Here is an 18046-nt window from a genome sequence, read left to right on the forward strand (position 1 = left end):
GGCGGGTGTGCGCGGTCAGCTGCCGGAGGGTCTGGCTCCGGTCACCACATGGGCGTATCTCTCCTCCGAGACGGCCGTCCCGGCGATGAGCCCGGCGCCGCGGAGGACCTCCACGGCGTGGGGTTCCTGGCGTTCGCTGGTCTCCACGAGGAGGCACCCGCCGGGGGCGAGCCACCGGGGGGCCTCGGCGGCGACCCGGCGCAGGACATCGAGCCCGTCCGCGCCGCCGTCGAGGGCGACCAGGGGTTCGTGGTCACGGGCCTCGCTCGGCAGGAGCGGCACCTCGCCGGTGGGGACGTACGGCACGTTCGCCGCAAGGATGTCGACGCGCCCCCGCAACCCGGCGGGGAGCGCCGCGAACAGGTCGCCCTCGTGGGCGTGGCCGCCGTACGGGGCGATGTTGCGGCGGGCGCAGCGCACCGCCGCCGGGTCGATGTCGGCGGCGTGCAGTTCGGTGCCGTCGAGCGACGCGGCGAGGGCCGCGCCCAGCGCACCGGAACCGCAGCACAGGTCGACGACGACCGAGGCGTGCGGCACGGCGGCGAGCGCCTGCTCGACGAGGAACTCGGTGCGGCGGCGGGGCACGAACACACCGGGGTCCACGGTGATGCGCAGCCCCGCGAACTCGGCCCAGCCGAGGACGACTTCGAGGGGTTCACCGGCGACGCGGCGGCCGACCATGGCGGAGACGTCGTCCGGGGTTCGTGCGGTGGTGAGAATCAACTCCGCCTCGTCTTCGGCGAAGACGCAGCCCGCGGCGCGAAGTGCCGTGACGACGGAGGCGGTGGAGAGAGGTGGCATGACAGCCGAGAGCCTTTCGGTGGGCCGAAGGGCGCTCCCGCGGTGGCCTACCGGCCGTGCACCGCGCGGTGTTGAGGTGAGAGCACCCGACCTGACACTGCGGTAATGGGTCTCACCTCCTTGGTCCCGTGGCGACTGGCCCGGTCACCCTACCCCATGGTCACGACAGACCATCCGGAGCGCCGCGCCCCCGCCCGCACCCGGCCCTCGGCCGCCCCCGCCACACGCCCACCCGCTCCTCCCCCGTCTCCACGGCGGGTACGCGGGCGGCCGTGAAGTGGGTCGTGCGGCGCGGCCGGAAGCACCCATTCCCCTCCGCTGTCACCTGGCCACCGACGTGCTCACGACCGTGGCCGCCCGTGAGCGGCGAGGGAGATCGTGGAGCCGCTGTTCCCGGGCTGCGATGAGTTCATCCGGGCGTAATGATCATGTCCCGCCCCGGGGGTCGGGCATGCCGTCCGGACGCGTACGGTTGTACGGCTCACCCATCGCCGCCGTCGTCACGTTGGACTCGTACATGAACGTCACCCGAGGTTTCACCGGGCGCCCCCGCGTCAGCGATCCGGGGCTGCCGCCCGGCCAGTACGACGCGGGCGACGACTGGCCGGTGCTCTCCGCCGAGGTCACGCCGGACCTCGCGCCCGCCGACTGGTCGTTCCGGATCGACGGGCTGGTGGCCGAGGCGCGCACCTGGGACTGGGACGCGGCGCACGCGCTGCCCGGATCGGTGTACGAGGGCGACATCCACTGTGTGACGGGCTGGTCGAAGTTCGGGGTGCGGTTCGGGGGCGTCTCGCTGGACGTGTTCCTGGACGCGGTGCGGCCCGACGCCTCCGCCACGCACGCGGTCGCGTACGCGCACAGCGGCTACACCACGAACCTCCCGCTCGCCGACCTCACCGGCGGGCGCGCCTGGATCGCCTGGGAGTACGGGGGCGAGCCGCTGCCCGCCGAGCACGGCGGCCCGGCCCGGCTGCTGGTGCCGCATCTGTACTTCTGGAAGAGCGCCAAGTGGATCGCGGGCATCCGGATCCTCGACCGCGACGAGCCCGGCTTCTGGGAGCAGAACGGCTATCACGCGCGGGGCAACCCGTGGGAGGAGCAGCGGTACTCCGGTGACTGAGACGACGGCGGAAGCGGACACGGCAGGGGCCTTGGGGGCGGCCGGGGTGGCCGGTGAGGTTGGTGGGGCGGGGACGACGTCCGGGGTGTTCACGCCGCCCACGCGGTTCGCCGTGCCCGGGCGGATCGCCGTGAGCAACCAGGCGGCGGCGCTCTGGCAGACCGCGACGTTGACGGAGATCCGGCGCGAGACGGCGCGGGTCGCCACCTTCCGGTTCGCGGTGCCGGGCTGGGCGGGGCATCTGCCGGGGCAGCATCTGGTGCTGCGGCTGACCGCCGAGGACGGTTACCGGGCCCAGCGCCACTACTCGCTGGCGTCACCGCCCGATGACGCGGGGCACATCGAGCTGACTCTGGACCATGTGGAGGGCGGCGAGGTCTCCGGGTGGTTCCACACCGAGGCCCGGCCCGGTGACGAGGTGGAGGTGCGCGGCCCGCTCAGCGGGTTCTTCGCCTGGCCCGGGGACCGGCCCGCACTGCTGATCGGCGCCGGTTCGGGTGTCGTCCCGCTGATGTCGATGATCCGCCACCGCCGGGCGCGGGGGCTCGATGTGCCCCTGCGGCTGCTGGTGTCCGCGCGGGGGCCCGGGGAACTGGTCTACGCGGAGGAGTACGGCGCGGAGACCACGCCCGTGTTCACGCGCGCGGCGCCCGAGGGGGTGCCGGTGGGCAGACTGTCGGCGGCCCATGTGGGACCGGTGCTGGCGGAGCGGCCGGCGGGCGGCTGGGAGGCGTACGTGTGCGGCTCGAACGCCTTCGCCGAACACGCGTCGCGACTGCTGGTCGAGGCCGGCCAGCCGGTGGACCGCATCCGCATCGAACGCTTCGGCTGACCACCGGCCCGCACCGATGCGCTCGCCATGATTTCCGGCCCAAACCATGCCATCGCGGCTTCTATCGGGTACACCGGAAGTGCGGACCAGTCCTAACCGGGGTTCTCGTACGAGAGGGCCGTACCGGTGAGGGAGGGTGAGATGCGAGGCCAGGTGTTCGGGTGGCGGTGGCGGCGCAATCCGCTGCGCCGACGCTCGGACGTCGTCGAGGCATGGACGGTGTTGATCGTCCTGATCCTGCTGGTCGTCGGCGCTCCGGCGGCCGGTTTCGCGGTGGGCCGTTGGGCCCACGGGGACGCGCGGGCGCAGGCCGCGGCGCAGCGGGCGGAGCGGGACCTGGTGAGTGCCGTGGTCGTGGAGAACGCCCCGGCCGCGGCGCCCTCGGTGCACGGCGACAAGCCGCCCATGCACTGGGTGCGGGCCCGCTGGACGGAGCCCGACGGGGGTTCGCGCACCGGTGAGGCCCGGGTACCGGCGGGCACGAAGCGCGGCGACCGTGCCGATGTCTGGCTGGACGCGGCGGGCCGCAGTGTGCAGGCCCCGCCGACCGACACCGCCGTCTGGCAGCACACCCTGTCCATGGGGACGTGCGCCACGGCGGGAGTCGCCGTCATCGTGCTGGCCGGGCACTTCACCGTGCGCCGCATCACCATCCGGCGCCGGCTGGACGAATGGGAACAGGAGTGGGCGCGCACGGGCCCCGAGTGGGGACACCGCTGGGCCTGACCGCAGGGTCGCGGCGCACCCGACCGGGGGGCGAGCACGGGACTCACGCGCATGGTGTGCGGTGAATTTTCCGTGCTGGGCCTCGCGCGACCGCGGTCGTGGGCCGGGAGACCATCGCGGACATCGACCACAAGGGCGACGCGGCCGTGCTGCTCCTCGCCGGCGAACTCGGCGGCGAGGTCCTCACGGCGATCGTCTCCGCCCTGGCGTTCGTCACCCTGCTCGCCGTCGCCGCCGGTCTCACGCTCGCAGCGGCCTCGTCGCTCGCCCACGACCTCTATGGCGAGGTCATCCGCAAGGGGAGGGCGAAGGAGACCGAGGAACTGGGTGTCGCCCGGATCGCCGCGCTGTTCATGGGCGTTCTCGGCATGCTGTTCGCGCTGCTCGCCTGGGGTACCAACACGGCCACCCTCGCGTTCCTGGCCTTCGCGATCGCCGCGTCCGCCATCCTGCCGACCATCGTCTACAGCCTGTTCTGGCGCGGGTTCACCGCCCGGGGCGCCCTGCTCAGCCTGTACGGCGGTCTCGTCGCCTCCGTGCTGCCGGTGCTGTTCTCGCCGGTCGTCTCCTCGACCCCGAACTCCATGTTCCCGGACGCCGACTTCGCGTGGTTCCCGTTGCAGAACCCGGGCATCGTCTCGATCCCGGCGGGCTTCCTGCTCGGCTGGCTCGGCTCGCTCCTCGGCCCCGCACAGGAGGAGACGGTGTACGAGGACTTCGAGGTCCGGGCGCTGATCGGCGCCGACCAGCGCTGAGCGGACCACCGCCGGGCGAAGACCCCGTGGCCGTCGCCGACTGCCGTGAGCCGAGGGGCTCTTGGCGGTCCGCGACGGCCCACGTACCGTGTGATCATCCGCACCGAGAACTCAAAAGGTGGTCCTTCATGGCCCTGTTCGACCTGCCGTTGGACGAGCTCCGTGGTTATCGAAGCGCTTCAACGGAGCCCGAGGACTTCGACGCCTTCTGGGCGAAGACGCTCCAGGAGTCCCGCGAGCACGACCTCGACGCCCGTTTCGAGCCGGTCGACACCCACCTGACCACCGTCGACGTGTACGACGTCACCTTCGCCGGGTTCGGCGGCCACCCCGTCAAGGGCTGGCTGGTCGTGCCCGCCGGGGCGACCGAACCGCTGCCCGTCGTCGTGGAGTTCATCGGTTACGGCGGCGGCCGCGGCCTGCCCCACACCCATCTGCTGTGGGCCTCGGCCGGCTACGCGCACTTCGTCATGGACACCCGCGGTCAGGGCAGCGCCTGGGGCGGGGGCGGCGACACCCCGGACCCGGTCGGCGGCGCGCCCGCCTTCCCCGGCTTCATGACCCGGGGCATCGACGCCCCCGAGAACTACTACTACCGGCGTGTCTACACGGACGGCGTCCGCGCGGTGGAGGCCGCCCGCTCCCACCCGCTGACCGACGCCTCGCGCACCGCCGTCCTCGGCTCCAGCCAGGGCGGCGGCATCTCGATCGCGGTCGGCGGGCTGGTGCCCGACCTGGTCGCGGTCGCGCCCGACGTACCGTTCCTGTGCGACTTCCCGCGCTCCACGACCATCACCGACCGGGACCCGTACCGCGAGATCGGCAAGTACCTCAAGACGCACCGCGGTCGCGCGGCGGACGTCCGGCGGACCCTCGCCTACTTCGACGGCGTGCACTTCGCCACACGCGGCCGTGCACCGGCCCTGTTCTCGGCGGCGCTGGAGGACCTGACGTGCCCGCCGTCCACGGTGTTCGCCGCGTTCAACGCCTGGGCCGAGGACGACAAGCACATCGAGGTCTACGAGTTCAACGATCACGAGGGCGGCGGGCCCTACCAGGAGGCGGCCAAGCTGCGCTGGCTGGCCTCGCGCCTGTGAGGGACAGCGGGTCTCGCGGGGCCCACGAGGTGTGTGCGCCGAACGGGTACCCCTGAATGCGCGGTCCGCATCACGGGTACCCGCTGTGCGCAGGCCGCCGAAGAGCGGCGATCACAACGAAAGAGCCCCGTATGGTCATCCCGCTTGGGAAGCAGGCGGCAGATGAGCAGGGCACGGACGAACACGCCACGCTGCGCTCCGGCGCGACCTGGGCCACAGGAGCGGCCCACGCGGCCGATGCCCGGCGTCTGCTGCGCGGCCTCCTCGCCCATGCCCTGCACACCGGCCGCACCCCCGTCCCGGCGCCCCTGGCGCGGGACGCCGAACTCGTCGTCAGCGAACTGGTCACCAACGCCCTCCGGCACGCGCCCGGCCCCTGCGGGCTCGTCCTGCGGCTCACCGGTGACGTACTGGCCATCTCCGTGTGGGACACATCGCCCGCTCACCCCACGGTCAGGAACGGCGACCGGCACCGCGTCGGCGGCCACGGACTCCGCCTCGTCCACACGGTCAGTGACCACGTGGCCGTGGCACCGCATGCCCGGGGAAAGCAGATCACCGCGCGGTTGCGCCTGCCTCGGCGCAACGGTGCCGACGCCGACAGAACGATCGAGTCGACGTCCCTCTCCGGAGCGGCATGAGCGCCGGCGGACCCGCGCCGCCCGTTTCGGCACGGCGCGGCTCCGCCTCGGCCGTACCAGCGTCGGCCGTACGGCCCGACCGTCGACCTGCGGGTCTGCGGTTTGGCCGCTGTGGTGGGGGTTTACCCGCGCCGACGTCCTGCCTGCAGCCGAACAGCGGGGGAACAGCGGGGGCCCGGCGTCCAGCGGCGCCGCGGCCGGTCGGGCCGGCAGCGACGCCCCAGCACGTTGATCACGTCCGGGGAGAGTGCCGAGAACCCCGGCACCTCCGCGGTGGAGACCAGGGAGGCCGGCAACCCCTCCGCGCCCCGGAGCACGCGCACCGGTGACCACGTTCACGGGTTCCCTCTGGTCCGACCAGTCGGTATGTTCAGTGTGCCCGGCTGTCCCGCCCGGGCACGGCCGGTGTGGGAGGGGTGGGTGGGTTCATGTCCCAGGTGCGAGGTCACTGCGACGCACGGTTCGCCGCCGTGCGAACCGCGTTCGAGGAGAACTTCGGGGAGCGCGACGAGCTGGGGGCGGCGGTCACCGTGACGCTGCACGGGGAGACCGTGGCGGACCTGTGGGGCGGCTGGGCCGACGGGGCTCGCACCCGGCCCTGGGAGCGGGACACCGTGGTCAACGTGTGGTCGACGACCAAGGGCCCGACCGCCCTGTGCGCGCACATCCTCGCCGACCGGGGGCTGCTCGACCTGGACGCCCCGGTGGCCGCGTACTGGCCGGAGTTCGCGGCCGCGGGCAAGCAGGACGTCCTCGTACGGCATCTGCTGTCGCACCGGTCGGGGCTGGCCGGCCCGCGTGAGCCGCTCTCGTTCGCCGAGCTGTGCGACTGGGAGGTGACCGTCGCGCGGCTGGCGGCGCAGGAGCCCTGGTGGGAGCCGGGCACACAGTCGGGGTACCACGCGATGACGTTCGGCTTCCTCGTCGGTGAGGTGGTCCGGCGGGTGTCGGGGCTGCTGCCGGGCGCGTTCCTGGAGCGGGAGGTCACCGGGCCCCTCGGGATCGACTTCACGATCGGGCTGCCGGAGAAGGAGGCCGGGCGGGCCGCAGAGCTGGTGCATCCGCGCGCCGTGACGACAAGTGAACAGGCGGCCGTCTTCGCACAGTTGACGCCCACCGCGCTGGCCGCCCTCGCAAACCCGCTGGTCGGCGCGGCCGAGGCCAACAGCGCCGAGTGGCGGGCCGCCGAGGTCCCCGCCGCCAACGGCCACGGCACCGCCCGCGCGGTGGCCGCCCTGTACGGCGTCCTGGCGCTGGGCGGCAGCTGGGGCGGGCACCGGGTGCTGTCTCCGGAGGCCGCCGAGCGGGTCCGCGAGGGGCAGGGCGGCTGCCGTGACCTGGTGCTCGGCGCCGGCTTCGGCCGGGACACGGAAGTGGGGCTCGGGGTGTGGCTGAGCAGCGCGCACGGCTCGTACGGCCCGAATCCCAGGGCCTTCGGCCACGACGGCTACGGCGGCTCCTGCGGCCTCGCCGACCCGGAGGCGGGCGTCTCCCTCGGCTACGTCATGAACCGCATGGGTCCGCACATCGCCGACGACCCGCGCAAGATGGCGCTCGTCGAGGCGCTGTACAGCGCCCTCTGACCCGGCGGCCCCGGCGGCGGCCATCCCCGCGCCCAGGCCGGCACGGCAGGCGGCGATGTGTCGCCGGCGACCCTCCGCACCGCCGCTACGCCCCAGCCGTCCGGTCCGGGCCGGTCGGGCGGGTGGCCACGACCATGCGGCAGCGCGGGCTCCCGTCGGGGCGCCGCCCGAACTCGGGCAGGGCGAACAGTTCGACCCCGAACCCGGCCCGTTCCAGTTCCCGCCGTACGAGGCCGAGGCGGAACGGGCGGTAGTACATGACGAAGGGCGGCCGCCAGACGGCGTTGCGGACCCGCATCGCCGCGTCGAAGCCGAGGGCCGCCCAGTACCGGGGAGAGCGCGGCGGGGCGGGGGCCGGAAGCGGGAACGCGAAGCGGCCGCCCGGGCGCAGCACGGAGTGGACCTGTGCGAAGAGGTCCGGCAGCTCTTCCGGCAGGAAGTGCCCGAACGCGCCGAAGCTCACGGTCAGGTCGAACACAGGCCCGAAGGGCAGTGCGAGGGCGTCGCCTCGCACCCACGAGACGCGGGGGGCCTCGGCGGCCGTACCGCCCCCGGGGACCTCGGCTTCCTCGGCCTCCGGACGGTGGCCGCCGGAGCCCGTGCGGTCCCGGCGGCGCCCGTCGGAGCCGACCCGGCCCCTGCCCACCGCCAGCATCCCGGCGCTGATGTCGACACCGGTGACGCTCTCCCGGCACAGCTCGCGGAGCACCTCCATTCCCGCGCCCGTGCCGCAGCACAGGTCCAGGCCGCGGTCGAAGGGGCCCATCGCGGTCAGGGCCCGTTCCACCGCGTCGAGGACGCCGTCCGGCGTACGGAACGGGGTGTGGTCGAACTTCGGTGCGAGCAGGTCGTAGCCGTGTTCGACGGAGGAGAGTGCCTGGACGGCGAGTTCGCGGAGGCTGGGGCCTTGCGGGGTGAACATCGGCTCAGCTTAGGCCTTGGCTCGGGGCAGCGGACGGCGGGTGCCCTCGCCTAGGGTCACCGGCATGACTTCGCTCCGTCCTGCCCCGACCTGGCTGGCCGACGCCGTCTTCTACCAGATCTACCCGCAGTCCTTCGCCGACTCCGACGGAGACGGCATCGGGGACTTCGCCGGTATCACCGGCAGACTCGATCATCTGTCCTGGCTGGGCGTCGACACGGTCTGGCTGAACCCCTGCTTCGTCTCACCGTTCCGCGACGCCGGCTACGACGTCGCCGACTACCTGAACGTCGCCCCGCGCTACGGGTCGAACGACGACCTGGCGCGGCTCGTCGACGAGGCCCGCCGCCGGGGCATCCGCGTGCTGCTCGACCTGGTCGCGGGCCACACGTCCATCGACCACCCCTGGTTCCGGGCCTCCGCGGACGACCCGGCCGACCACCGCTACATCTGGACCGCCGAGGGCCGTCCCGACGGATTCGTCGACTCCCCCGGCACCCGGCCGGGCGCGTACCTGCCCAACTTCTTCGACTCGCAGCCCGCCCTCAACTTCGGCTACGCCCGCGAGAACCCGGCCGAGCCCTGGCGGCTGCCGGTCGACGCCGACGGGCCGCGCGCCAACCGCGCAGCGCTGCGCACGATCATGGACCACTGGCTGGGCCTCGGCGTGTCGGGCTTCCGCGTCGACATGGCCGCGTCCCTGGTGAAGGACGACCCCGACAGGACCGAGACCGCCCGTATCTGGACGGAGCTGCGGCACTGGCTGGACAGCGCCCACCCGGACGCCGTGCTCCTGGCCGAGTGGGGCGAGCCGGAGGTGTCGATCCCGGCGGGCTTCCACGCCGACTTCTTCCTCCACTTCGGCGGCCCCGGCGACGGCCTGGCCCTCCGCTCGCTGTGGAGCAACCGCGAGGGCACCGTCAACGAGACATGGGACCCCCTCGACTGCTTCTTCGACGCGGACGGCAAGGGCTCGCCACGCCCCTTCGTCGAGGCCTGGCAGCAGGCGACCACGGCCGTCGGCCGCACGGGCACGATCTCCCTGCCGACCTCCAACCACGACTTCTCCCGCCTCAACTGCGGCCCCCGCACGGCCGAGCAGCTTCCCGTGGCCTTCGCCTTCCAGCTGACCTGGCCGACGCTCCCGGCGATCTACTACGGCGACGAGATCGGCATGCGCTATGTGCCCGGTCTCCCCGACAAGGAGGGCAGCGTCCTCGGCCCCCGCTACAACAGGGCCGGCTCCCGCACCCCCATGCAGTGGGACGACACCCCGAACGCCGGGTTCTCCAGCGCCCCGGCCGACCGTCTCTACCTGCCGGTCGACCCGTCACCCGACCGTCCCACCGTCGCCGCCCAACTCGCCGACGACACCTCCCTGCTCCACCTCGTGCGCCGCCTGATCGCCCTCCGCCGCCACACCCCCGAACTGGGTCCCACCGGCTCGGTGGAGGTCCTGCATCTCGGGTACCCGTTCGTGTACGTACGCGGCGGACGGTATCTCGTCGTGCTCAACCCCCGGCGCGACACCGTCGGTTGCCCGTCCAAGCCGGACGTCGGCGCCCACCGCCCCCTGGAGGCGCGGGGCGTGGAGGTCACCGACAGCGGGATCACCGCGCGGGGCTTCGGCTTCGGGATCTTCGAGCTCGGCGGATGACCGTCGGGGCCGGTTGCCGGGAGTCCCGCTCCCGGCAACCGGCCGCCCTGCGACCCGACAGGGCGTCAGCCTGTCTGTGGGGCCGGGGACTTCGCCGGCTTCGGCTCGGTGCCGTAGGCCGTGAGGAAGCGGTCGCGGAAGGAGTCCATGCGCCACACGGGGGCGTCGTCACCGGGCTTCAGGCCGTCGGACCAACCCCAGTCGTCGATGCGGTCCAGGACCTTCGGATCGCGGGCGACGACGGTGACCGGCACGTCGTGGTCGGCACCGTTGCCGCTGACGCTCGCCATGGGCTGGTGGTCGCCGAGGAAGACGAGGACGGTGTTCTCGTCGCCGTACTTCTCGACGTATTCGAGGAGGCTCCGCAAGGAGTACTGGACCGACCTGCCGTACTCCTCCTTCACCTTGACGGGGTCGGTGAAGACGTCCGCCGGGTCCTTGCCGGCCTTCTCGATGGCCCGGTAGACGGAGCCGTCGCCGACCTCGTCCCAGCCGACCATCCTGGGCAGGGGTGCCCAGGGCTGGTGGCTGGAGGTCAGGATGATCTCGGACATCAGCGGCTTGCCGCTTCGCTTCGCGGCCTCCAGGCGCTCGAACGCGGTCAGGGCGTACTGGTCGGGCATGGTGGACCAGCTGAACTTCGGACCGCGGTAGCCGAGGTCGCGGGAGTCGTAGACCTTGTCGAAGCCGTAGAAGTCGCCCTCGGGCCAGTTGTACTGGACACCGGGCACCACCCCGACCGTCCGCCAGGCGCCCGACTTGTGGAAGGCGCCGGGCAGGGTGAGGCGTTCGCCCGCGGTGACCGTGCGGTAGCGGTTCTGGTTGTCGATCCACAGGCCGGTCAGGAAGGTGGAGTGGCCGAGCCAGCTGCTGCCGCCGTAGGTCGCCGAGGTGAGCCAGCCGCTCTTCGCCGCGAACCCGGCCTTGCGCAGCGCATCGTTCCGCTCGTCGAGCGTCGCCGTCACCCCGGGTGCGATGGCCGGGTCCTCCAGGGCGGCGCGGCCGTAGCTCTCGATGAAGGTGATCATGACGTCCTTGCCCCGCAGCCCGGTCAGCAGTCGATCGGCGGGTACGTCGGCGAAGGCGTCCTTCCTGGCCTCCTCGGCGAACGCCGCCTCGTCCGCGAGCGTCTCCCGGGCGCGGGCCCAGCGGTCCTGTACGAAGCCGATCGTGTTCCGGGAGGCGATCGGCGTGTCCTGAAGGGGCGTCAGGCCGAGGGCCGCGCAGGTGATCCACACGGTGCCCGCGACGACCGTGCCCCGCATCGCGCGCTCCCGGTGGCGGACCAGGAGGTTCGAGAGCCGGACCACCGCCAGCGCCATGACGGCGAACAGCGCCACGACCAGGGCCACCAGGCCGATGACGGCGGCCAGCGCGCCGGTGCGGCCGAGGGTGTCCTCCACGTACGACTCGGCGTCGTCCAGCAGCCCCCAGTCGAGCACGATGTTGAAGCCGCGCCCGAGGAACTGGTTGAAGCCGATGTCCAGGGACTTCACCACGATCAGCGCGGCCAGGCCCGCCCCGATGAGGACCGCAAGGGCCAGCCGCGGCCGGCGCGGCAGCGCCATCAGCAGGGCGGCGCCGAGGATGGGCTCCACCGGGATGCGCAGGAACTGCCGCACCGTGAAGTACTCGACGCTGCCCGGCATGAGCAGGGCGAAGAACACGAGGGCGACGGCCAGCGCCGTGATCCCCCACGACACGCTGCGCGCGGCGACCGGATACCTGCGCCGCAACTCCCGCGGGGAACACCGAAGCCGCCGCCACCGGCCGGCACGACCGCTGGAAGCGGTGCTCGATTCGGCGGACGCGTCGCCCGGATCAGCGCAGTGGTGGGCCGGATCGACGGGTCCGCCGCCCGGATCGGCCGGTCCGTCAGCCGGATCGGCGGACGTGTCGCCCGGTTCGGCGGGCCCGTCGGCCGGATCGGCCGGTCCGTCAGCCGGATCGGCGGACGTGTCGCCCGGTTCGGCGGGCCCGTCGGCCGGATCGGGTGACGCCCCGGGCGATGCGGTGCCGGTCGATGCGGTGTCGGTCTCGTCCTCCGTGTTCGTGTGCCTGTCCGTGTCGGTGTCCGGCAGTCGACCGGAGCGCGTGAAGAGCGACACCCGACGTTCCTTCCGTGCGAAGACCGCTGGTGGGACGGCGGTCCTGACTCGGGTGGGAGGGGCCGCCCTCTCCTGTACGGGGGGCCGTTCGGGTCGGTTCAAAGGGTGCTGGTAAGGAAATCGCTAACGTTTGGTGACAGGGAGTGGTACGCTGCGTTTGGCACATGTGTCTCGCCCGGTCCCGGGCGCCGGTGCCACTCTTCTCAGCTCCTGAGATCTCCTCAGCTGAACCGACCGCCCGTCGACGTCCGACCGGCCGTCAGCTTATCCGCACCACCTCGCGCAGGGCTCAGCCGTACCCGCGGGTGTGTGTGCATCCCCTCCCCCTCACCTCATGCGATTTCCCAGGAAGTCCGCGAAAGGATTCCCATGACCACCACCACACTCGACCACACTTCCACTCATCGGCAGGCTTCGGCCCCGGTCACCGGCGTCCTGTCGACCGCACAGGGCGGGCAGGGGTTCCTGCGCACCGAGAGCGGGCTGTCCACGGCCTCCGACCTCCAGGTCCCCGCCGCGCTGATCCGCCGGTACGGGCTGCGCAGGGGCGACACCGTCGAAGGTGTCCGCGAGGGCCGGCGCGCTCTCACCGGGGTCGATCGGATCAACGGACGCGCGCCCGAAGAGCTGCGTGGCCGACCGCACTTCCGCGACCTCACGCCGCTGCACCCCCGTGAGCGGCTGCGGCTGGAGCACCGGGCGAGCGGGCTGACGGGCCGTCTCGTCGACCTCGTCGCCCCCGTCGGCAAGGGACAGCGCGGGCTCGTCGTGGCGCCACCCAAGACCGGCAAGACCGTGCTGCTCCAGCAACTGGCCGCCGCGATCGCCGCCAACCACCCCGAGGCCCGACTGATGGTGGTACTGCTCGACGAGCGGCCCGAGGAGGTGACCGACATGCGGCGCTCCGTGCGGGGCGAGGTGTACGCCTCGACGTTCGACCGCTCCCCCCAGCAGCACATCGCGCTCGCCGAACTGGTCGTGGAGCGTGCCAAGCGCCTCGTCGAGCAGGGCGAGGACGTCGTGATCCTGCTGGACTCCCTGACGCGGCTGTGCCGAGCGCACAACAACGCGGCCGCCGCCGGTGGCCGAACCCTCAGCGGCGGAGTCGACGCCGCCGCGCTGCACGGCCCCAAGCGGCTCTTCGGCGCCGCCCGGCTCACCGAGGAGGCGGGCTCCCTCACCATCCTGGCCACCGCCCTGGTGGAGACCGGCTCCCGCGCCGACCACTTCTTCTTCGAAGAACTCAAGGGCACCGGCAACATGGAGCTCCGCCTCGACCGGGCGCTCGCCGACCGGCGGGTCTTCCCTGCCGTGGACATCACCTCGTCCGGCACTCGCCGCGAGGAACTCCTGCTGACGCCGGGAGAGTTGACCGCCGTACGCGGCCTGCGGCGGGCCCTGCGCCCGAGGGAGGGCCAGGCGAGCCTGGAGACCCTGCTGGAGCGGCTGCGCGCGACCCCGGACAACGCGACCTTCCTGCGGCAGGTGCAGCCCACCCTGCCCGCCGCATGACGCGACGGCATGTGGGGCATCCGGGTGCTCGGTCCGCTCTCCCGGCCCTGGCACCCCGGTCTACGGCGCTACCGTTCCTACGTTTGCGGTATGACCACCGGATCTTCATCCCGCGCTGCTCGCTTCTCCCGTGCGGCCGTCTGCTGCTCCGCCGTCTGTGTGGTGGGCGTCCTCACGATGGCTTCGCATCCCGAGGCCGCCGACGGCCCGGCCGAACCGCGTGCCCAGGACGCCACGTCCTCGCAGGAGCCGACCTCCTTGTACCGGGCAGGGACCCATGTGCGGCCGCGGGCCGGGGCGCCCCGGATTCCCCGTGATGTCTCCGCCGTGGCCTGGGTGGTGGCCGATGCCCGCAGCGGGGAGGTACTCGCCGCGCACAACGCGCACCGCAGACTGCCACCCGCGAGCACCCTCAAGACCCTGTTCGCGCTGACCGTGCTGCCGAGGCTCCCGGCAAGCCTCGAGCACACCGTCGAACACAAGGAACTGGCCGGCATCGGCGCGGGAAGCAGCCTGGTCGGCGTGGAGGAGGACCGCACCTACCGCGTGGCGGACCTGTGGCGTGGCGTCTTCCTCAGCTCGGGCAACGACGCGGTGCGCGTTCTCGCCTCCCTCAACGGCGGCTGGCGGGCCACCGCCGAGCAGATGCAGGACAAGGCCCGCTCGCTGGGCGCCCACGACACCCGGGTCGTCTCCCCCGACGGCTACGACGCCCACGGCCAGGTCTCGTCGGCGTTCGACCTGGCCGTGTTCGGACGGGCCGGACTGCGCAACGCGGAGTTCGCCGCGTACTGCGCCACGGTCACGGCGAAGTTCCCGGCGAGCGGCGGCTCTGGGTTCGGCATCCAGAACACCAACCGGCTGCTGACCGGCGCCGGAGTGGACCGCTATCCGGGCCTGATCGGCATCAAGAACGGCTACACCACCAACGCGGGCAACACCCTGGTCGCCGCCGCCGAACGGGGTGGGCGCACCCTCGTCGTCACCGTGATGCGGCCGCAGTCGGGCGTCGGGTACGCCGTCTACGAGGAGGCGCGTTCCCTTCTCGACTGGGGTTTCCGGGCCGCCGGCCGCGTCGAGCCGGTGGGTTCGCTCCTGCCTCCGCGTCCGGCGGCCGCACCCCAGCCGCGCCACGAATCGCCGCCGCCGGCCCGGGAGAAGAGCCGGGCGGCCGGTCTCGGCTGGTCGGAGACGGGGCTGATCGCGGGCGCCGCCGGTGCCGGCGCGGCGGCCGTGGCACTGGTCCTGCGGCTCAGGTGGCGACGGCTCCCGGATGCCTGACCGGCCGGCAGCCGCAGCAGCAGACCGTGCGGTGCCTCAGCAGCACCGCGTGGGAAGGCAGCAGCCAGACCAGATGGTGAACCCAGGCGATCGGGCTGACCAGGCACGCGGTCAGCCCGGTGAGGGCGAACTCGGCCGTCCAGTCCTCGGCGCGCACCGCCGCGCGGCGCGTCACGCCCAGACGCCGAGGACCGCGAGCACGAGCAGCGCCCAGATCGCGATCCTGGCCGCCGACGCGGTGGCGGCCGCGGCGACGCCGTAGCCGTCCCCGCCGGGGAGAGCGGGGCACGTCGCACGACGGGCAGGACCCGGGGCGTCGGTGGCTCGGGGCCGCGGACGACCTTGCCCAGCAGGGTGCAGGCGGCGATCAGCAGGATGACGCCGACGTACACGCCGACCAGGCCCGGCGGGGTATCTCACGTGTGGCGTGGACCGGCGGCTCAGAAGACCGACAGACCCGTCAGTGTCGTGAAGCGGTCCAGGGCCGCGACGCCCGCGACCGAGTTGCCCCGCTCGTCGAGCCCCGGGCTCCACACGCACAGGGTGCAGCGGCCCGGGACGACCGCGATGATGCCACCGCCCACGCCGCTCTTGCCGGGCAGGCCGACGCGGTAGGCGAAGTCGCCCGCGGCGTCGTAGGTGCCGCAGGTGAGCATGATCGCGTTGATCTGCTTGGCCTGGCTGCGGGTGAGCAGGCGGGTTCCGTCGGCGCGGACACCGTGGCGGGCGAGGAAGGTCGTGGCGAGGGCGAGGTCGGCGCAGGACGCGGTGAGGGAGCACTGGCGGAAGTACTGGTCGAGCAGGACGGGCACGGGGTTGCCGATGTTGCCGTACGACGCCATGAAGTGGCCGAGGGCGGCGTTGCGGTCACCGTGCGCGGACTCGGAGGCGGCGATCTCCCGGTCGAAGTCCAGCTCCGGGTTGCCGCTCTCCGCGCGGAGGAAGGACAGCATCTCGCCGGCCGCGTCGCCGGTACGGGTGAGGAGGCGGTCGGTGACGACGAGAGCGCCCGCGTTGATGAACGGGTTGCGGGGGATGCCGTTCTCGTACTCCAGCTGCACCAGGGAGTTGAAGGGGTTGCCGGACGGCTCGCGACCGACGTGCTCCCAGAGGGCGTCCCCCTCACGGGCCAGGTCGAGGGCGAGGGTGAAGACCTTGGTGATCGACTGCGTGGAGAACGGCTCCCGCCAGTCCCCCACGCCGTACACCGTGCCGTCGAGTTCCGCGACGGCCATGCCGAAGCGGCGCGGATCACGGGCCGCGAGCGCCGGGATGTAGTCGGCGGGGCGGCCGCGGCCCGGGGTCCGCTCGATCTCCTCGGCGATGCGCTCCAGGACCGGCTGGAAGGTGAGGGACGACGTCGTTGTCATGATCACCATTGTGCCTCCTTTGTACCGGTCCCGGAGCATAGCCCCAGGTCAGGGCCGTTCCCGCAGCGGGTCAGGCCCGGAGGGCTCCGCTGCCCGCGAGGACCTCGGGCCGCAGCAGCTGCTGGAGCCGCTCGGCGGGCAACAGGCCCTTCTCCTGGACGAGTTCGGCGACGCCGCGGCCGGTGGCGAGGGCCTCCTTGGCGATGTCGGTGGCCGCCGTGTACCCGATGTGCGGGTTGAGGGCGGTGACCAGACCGATGGAGTTCTCGACGGCAGCGCGCAGTTCGTCCTCGTTGGCTGTGATGCCGTCGACGCACCGCTCGGCGAGGGTGAGGCAGGCGGCGCGCAGGTGGGTGATGGACTCCGACAGGGAGTGCAGGATGATCGGCTCGAAGGCGTTGAGCTGGAGCTGTCCGGCCTCGGCGGCCATGGTGATGGTGACGTCGTTGCCGATCACCTCGAAGGCGACCTGGTTGACGACCTCGGGGATCACCGGGTTCACCTTGCCCGGCATGATCGACGAGCCCGCCTGCACAGGCGGCAGGTTGATCTCGTTGAGACCCGCACGGGGCCCGGAGGACAGCAGCCGCAGATCGTTGCAGCTCTTCGAGAGCTTGACGGCGATCCGCTTGAGCACGCCCGACATCTGGACGAAGGCGCCGCAGTCCTGCGTCGCCTCGACGAGGTTGGCGGCGGTGACCAAAGGCAGCCCGGTGATGTCCGCGAGATGGCGGCGCGCGGACTCGGCGTACCCGGCGGGGGCGTTGAGGCCGGTGCCGATGGCCGTGGCACCGAGGTTGATCTCGTGGATCAGCTCGACGGCCTCGTCAAGACGGGACCGGTCCTCGTCGATCATGACGGCGAAGGCCGAGAACTCCTGCCCGAGCGTCATGGGGACCGCGTCCTGCAACTGGGTACGGCCCATCTTGAGCACGTCGCGGAACTCCACCGCCTTGCGGGCGAACGAGTCCTGGAGGACGGCCATAGCCTTGAGCAGCCCACGTACCGCGAAGACGGTCGCTATCTTGACGGCGGTCGGGTAGACGTCGTTGGTGGACTGGCCGAGGTTGACGTCCTCGTTGGGGTGCAGGAACTCGTACCGCCCCTTGGCGTGCCCGAGGAGTTCCAGCGCCCGGTTGGCGACGACCTCGTTGGCGTTCATGTTGGTCGAGGTGCCGGCGCCGCCCTGCACGACGTCGACCACGAACTGGTCGTGGAGCTTGCCCTCGCGGATCTCCCGGCAGGCGGCGATGATCGCCGCCGCCTTCTCCGGGGCGAGCAGGCCCAGTTCCTCGTTCGCACGGGCGGCCGCCTCCTTGACCGCGGCCAGCGCCTCGATCAGATGCGGGTACGCGGAGATCGGCATGCCGGTGATCGGGAAGTTCTCCGTGGCGCGCAGGGTGTGGACACCCCAGTACGCGTCGGCGGGGACGTCCCGGTCGCCGAGCAGGTCGTGTTCGCTGCGGGTGACTGCGGCGGTCATCGCGGTACGGGTCCTCTTCTTTGAGGTGGATCAGACGTACGAGGTGCTTCAGTCGTACGAGGCGGATGCTCCTATGGATGTCAAGCCGCAGGAGCGAGGTCGGTTTGCGTGATTGGTTCGGTTGGTGTGCTGGTGAGAGCGCGGTAGATCTCGCG

General features: G+C 72.4%; 15 protein-coding genes and 1 pseudogene. 10 read left to right on the forward strand and 6 right to left on the reverse strand.

All coding sequences use genetic code 11. The features are described from left to right. Positions 1–15 precede the first annotated feature (15 nt). Positions 16–801, reverse strand: a complete 786-nt coding sequence (locus AC067N_RS37800; RefSeq protein ID WP_478683485.1) for a putative protein N(5)-glutamine methyltransferase — start codon at positions 799–801, stop codon at positions 16–18. 517 nt (positions 802–1318) lie between these two features. Between AC067N_RS37800 and AC067N_RS37805 the strand changes: the two genes are divergently transcribed. From AC067N_RS37805 to AC067N_RS37835, 7 genes and pseudogenes are all read left to right on the forward strand, one after another. After that, positions 1319–1924, forward strand: a complete 606-nt coding sequence (locus AC067N_RS37805; protein ID WP_478683498.1) for a sulfite oxidase-like oxidoreductase — start codon at positions 1319–1321, stop codon at positions 1922–1924. 85 nt (positions 1925–2009) lie between these two features. Next, on the forward strand, positions 2010–2756 hold the full coding sequence (locus AC067N_RS37810; protein WP_478683499.1) for a ferredoxin reductase: 747 nt from the start codon (positions 2010–2012) through the stop codon (positions 2754–2756). Between the two features lie 141 nt (positions 2757–2897). After that, positions 2898–3482 carry an Rv1733c family protein gene (locus AC067N_RS37815; RefSeq protein WP_478683486.1) on the forward strand — a complete coding sequence of 195 codons (585 nt, stop codon included), beginning with the start codon at positions 2898–2900 and terminating at the stop codon, positions 3480–3482. A 39-nt stretch (positions 3483–3521) separates the two neighbouring features. Continuing rightward, positions 3522–4237 (forward strand): annotated as a pseudogene (locus tag AC067N_RS37820) (sodium:solute symporter family transporter); the annotation flags it as partial. 128 nt (positions 4238–4365) lie between these two features. Further along, positions 4366–5334 (forward strand): acetylxylan esterase, encoded by a 969-nt coding sequence (locus tag AC067N_RS37825; RefSeq protein WP_478683487.1) that lies wholly within the window; start codon positions 4366–4368, stop codon positions 5332–5334. A gap of 131 nt (positions 5335–5465) precedes the next feature. Next, positions 5466–5975, forward strand: a complete 510-nt coding sequence (locus tag AC067N_RS37830) for an ATP-binding protein (RefSeq protein WP_478683488.1) — start codon at positions 5466–5468, stop codon at positions 5973–5975. A 428-nt stretch (positions 5976–6403) separates the two neighbouring features. Further along, complete coding sequence (locus AC067N_RS37835) at positions 6404–7558, forward strand: serine hydrolase domain-containing protein (RefSeq protein ID WP_478683489.1); 1155 nt, start codon at positions 6404–6406, stop codon at positions 7556–7558. A gap of 85 nt (positions 7559–7643) precedes the next feature. Here the strand turns inward: AC067N_RS37835 and AC067N_RS37840 are convergent, their stop codons facing one another. Continuing rightward, entirely contained in the window at positions 7644–8480 is an 837-nt protein-coding gene (locus AC067N_RS37840; RefSeq protein WP_478683490.1) for a class I SAM-dependent methyltransferase, read from the reverse strand. A 64-nt stretch (positions 8481–8544) separates the two neighbouring features. Here AC067N_RS37840 and AC067N_RS37845 point away from each other — a divergent pair, with 64 nt between their 5' ends. Beyond that, positions 8545–10137, forward strand: coding sequence for an alpha-amylase family glycosyl hydrolase (locus AC067N_RS37845; RefSeq protein ID WP_478683491.1), 1593 nt, complete (start codon positions 8545–8547; stop codon positions 10135–10137). Positions 10138–10202: 65 nt separating this feature from the next. Here the strand turns inward: AC067N_RS37845 and AC067N_RS37850 are convergent, their stop codons facing one another. Continuing rightward, positions 10203–12245 (reverse strand): sulfatase-like hydrolase/transferase, encoded by a 2043-nt coding sequence (locus tag AC067N_RS37850; protein WP_478683492.1) that lies wholly within the window; start codon positions 12243–12245, stop codon positions 10203–10205. A gap of 369 nt (positions 12246–12614) precedes the next feature. Between AC067N_RS37850 and rho the strand changes: the two genes are divergently transcribed. After that, positions 12615–13757 (forward strand): transcription termination factor Rho, encoded by a 1143-nt coding sequence (gene rho, locus AC067N_RS37855; RefSeq protein ID WP_478683493.1) that lies wholly within the window; start codon positions 12615–12617, stop codon positions 13755–13757. A gap of 90 nt (positions 13758–13847) precedes the next feature. Then, the gene (locus AC067N_RS37860) at positions 13848–15038 is read left to right on the forward strand and encodes a D-alanyl-D-alanine carboxypeptidase family protein (protein ID WP_478683494.1); all 1191 of its coding nucleotides are present in this window, start codon (positions 13848–13850) and stop codon (positions 15036–15038) included. Here the strand turns inward: AC067N_RS37860 and AC067N_RS37865 are convergent. The 3 genes from AC067N_RS37865 to aspA all read right to left on the reverse strand — a co-directional run bounded on the left by AC067N_RS37865 (position 15010) and on the right by aspA (position 17891). Further along, entirely contained in the window at positions 15010–15213 is a 204-nt protein-coding gene (locus AC067N_RS37865; RefSeq protein ID WP_478683495.1) for a hypothetical protein, read from the reverse strand. The genes AC067N_RS37860 and AC067N_RS37865 overlap by 29 nt on opposite strands. A 265-nt stretch (positions 15214–15478) precedes the next feature. Continuing rightward, positions 15479–16417, reverse strand: a complete 939-nt coding sequence (locus tag AC067N_RS37870; protein ID WP_478683496.1) for a glutaminase — start codon at positions 16415–16417, stop codon at positions 15479–15481. A gap of 61 nt (positions 16418–16478) precedes the next feature. Continuing rightward, on the reverse strand, positions 16479–17891 hold the full coding sequence (gene aspA, locus AC067N_RS37875; protein ID WP_478683497.1) for an aspartate ammonia-lyase: 1413 nt from the start codon (positions 17889–17891) through the stop codon (positions 16479–16481). Positions 17892–18046 lie beyond the last annotated feature (155 nt).

It is taken from the genome of Streptomyces sp. NPDC042364, from assembly GCF_056437585.1.

What these genes read in the sequence shown, in the direction of transcription:
- rho (WP_478683493.1), top strand. Translation starts at nt 12,615, where the DNA reads ATGACCACCACCACACTCGACCACACTTCCACTCATCGGCAGGCTTCG.
- AC067N_RS37870 (WP_478683496.1), bottom strand. Translation starts at nt 16,417, where the DNA reads ATGGTGATCATGACAACGACGTCGTCCCTCACCTTCCAGCCGGTCCTG.
- AC067N_RS37805 (WP_478683498.1), top strand. Translation starts at nt 1,319, where the DNA reads ATGAACGTCACCCGAGGTTTCACCGGGCGCCCCCGCGTCAGCGATCCG.
- AC067N_RS37815 (WP_478683486.1), top strand. Translation starts at nt 2,898, where the DNA reads ATGCGAGGCCAGGTGTTCGGGTGGCGGTGGCGGCGCAATCCGCTGCGC.
- aspA (WP_478683497.1), bottom strand. Translation starts at nt 17,891, where the DNA reads ATGACCGCCGCAGTCACCCGCAGCGAACACGACCTGCTCGGCGACCGG.
- AC067N_RS37860 (WP_478683494.1), top strand. Translation starts at nt 13,848, where the DNA reads ATGACCACCGGATCTTCATCCCGCGCTGCTCGCTTCTCCCGTGCGGCC.
- AC067N_RS37840 (WP_478683490.1), bottom strand. Translation starts at nt 8,480, where the DNA reads ATGTTCACCCCGCAAGGCCCCAGCCTCCGCGAACTCGCCGTCCAGGCA.
- AC067N_RS37835 (WP_478683489.1), top strand. Translation starts at nt 6,404, where the DNA reads ATGTCCCAGGTGCGAGGTCACTGCGACGCACGGTTCGCCGCCGTGCGA.
- AC067N_RS37845 (WP_478683491.1), top strand. Translation starts at nt 8,545, where the DNA reads ATGACTTCGCTCCGTCCTGCCCCGACCTGGCTGGCCGACGCCGTCTTC.
- AC067N_RS37800 (WP_478683485.1), bottom strand. Translation starts at nt 801, where the DNA reads ATGCCACCTCTCTCCACCGCCTCCGTCGTCACGGCACTTCGCGCCGCG.
- AC067N_RS37830 (WP_478683488.1), top strand. Translation starts at nt 5,466, where the DNA reads ATGGTCATCCCGCTTGGGAAGCAGGCGGCAGATGAGCAGGGCACGGAC.
- AC067N_RS37825 (WP_478683487.1), top strand. Translation starts at nt 4,366, where the DNA reads ATGGCCCTGTTCGACCTGCCGTTGGACGAGCTCCGTGGTTATCGAAGC.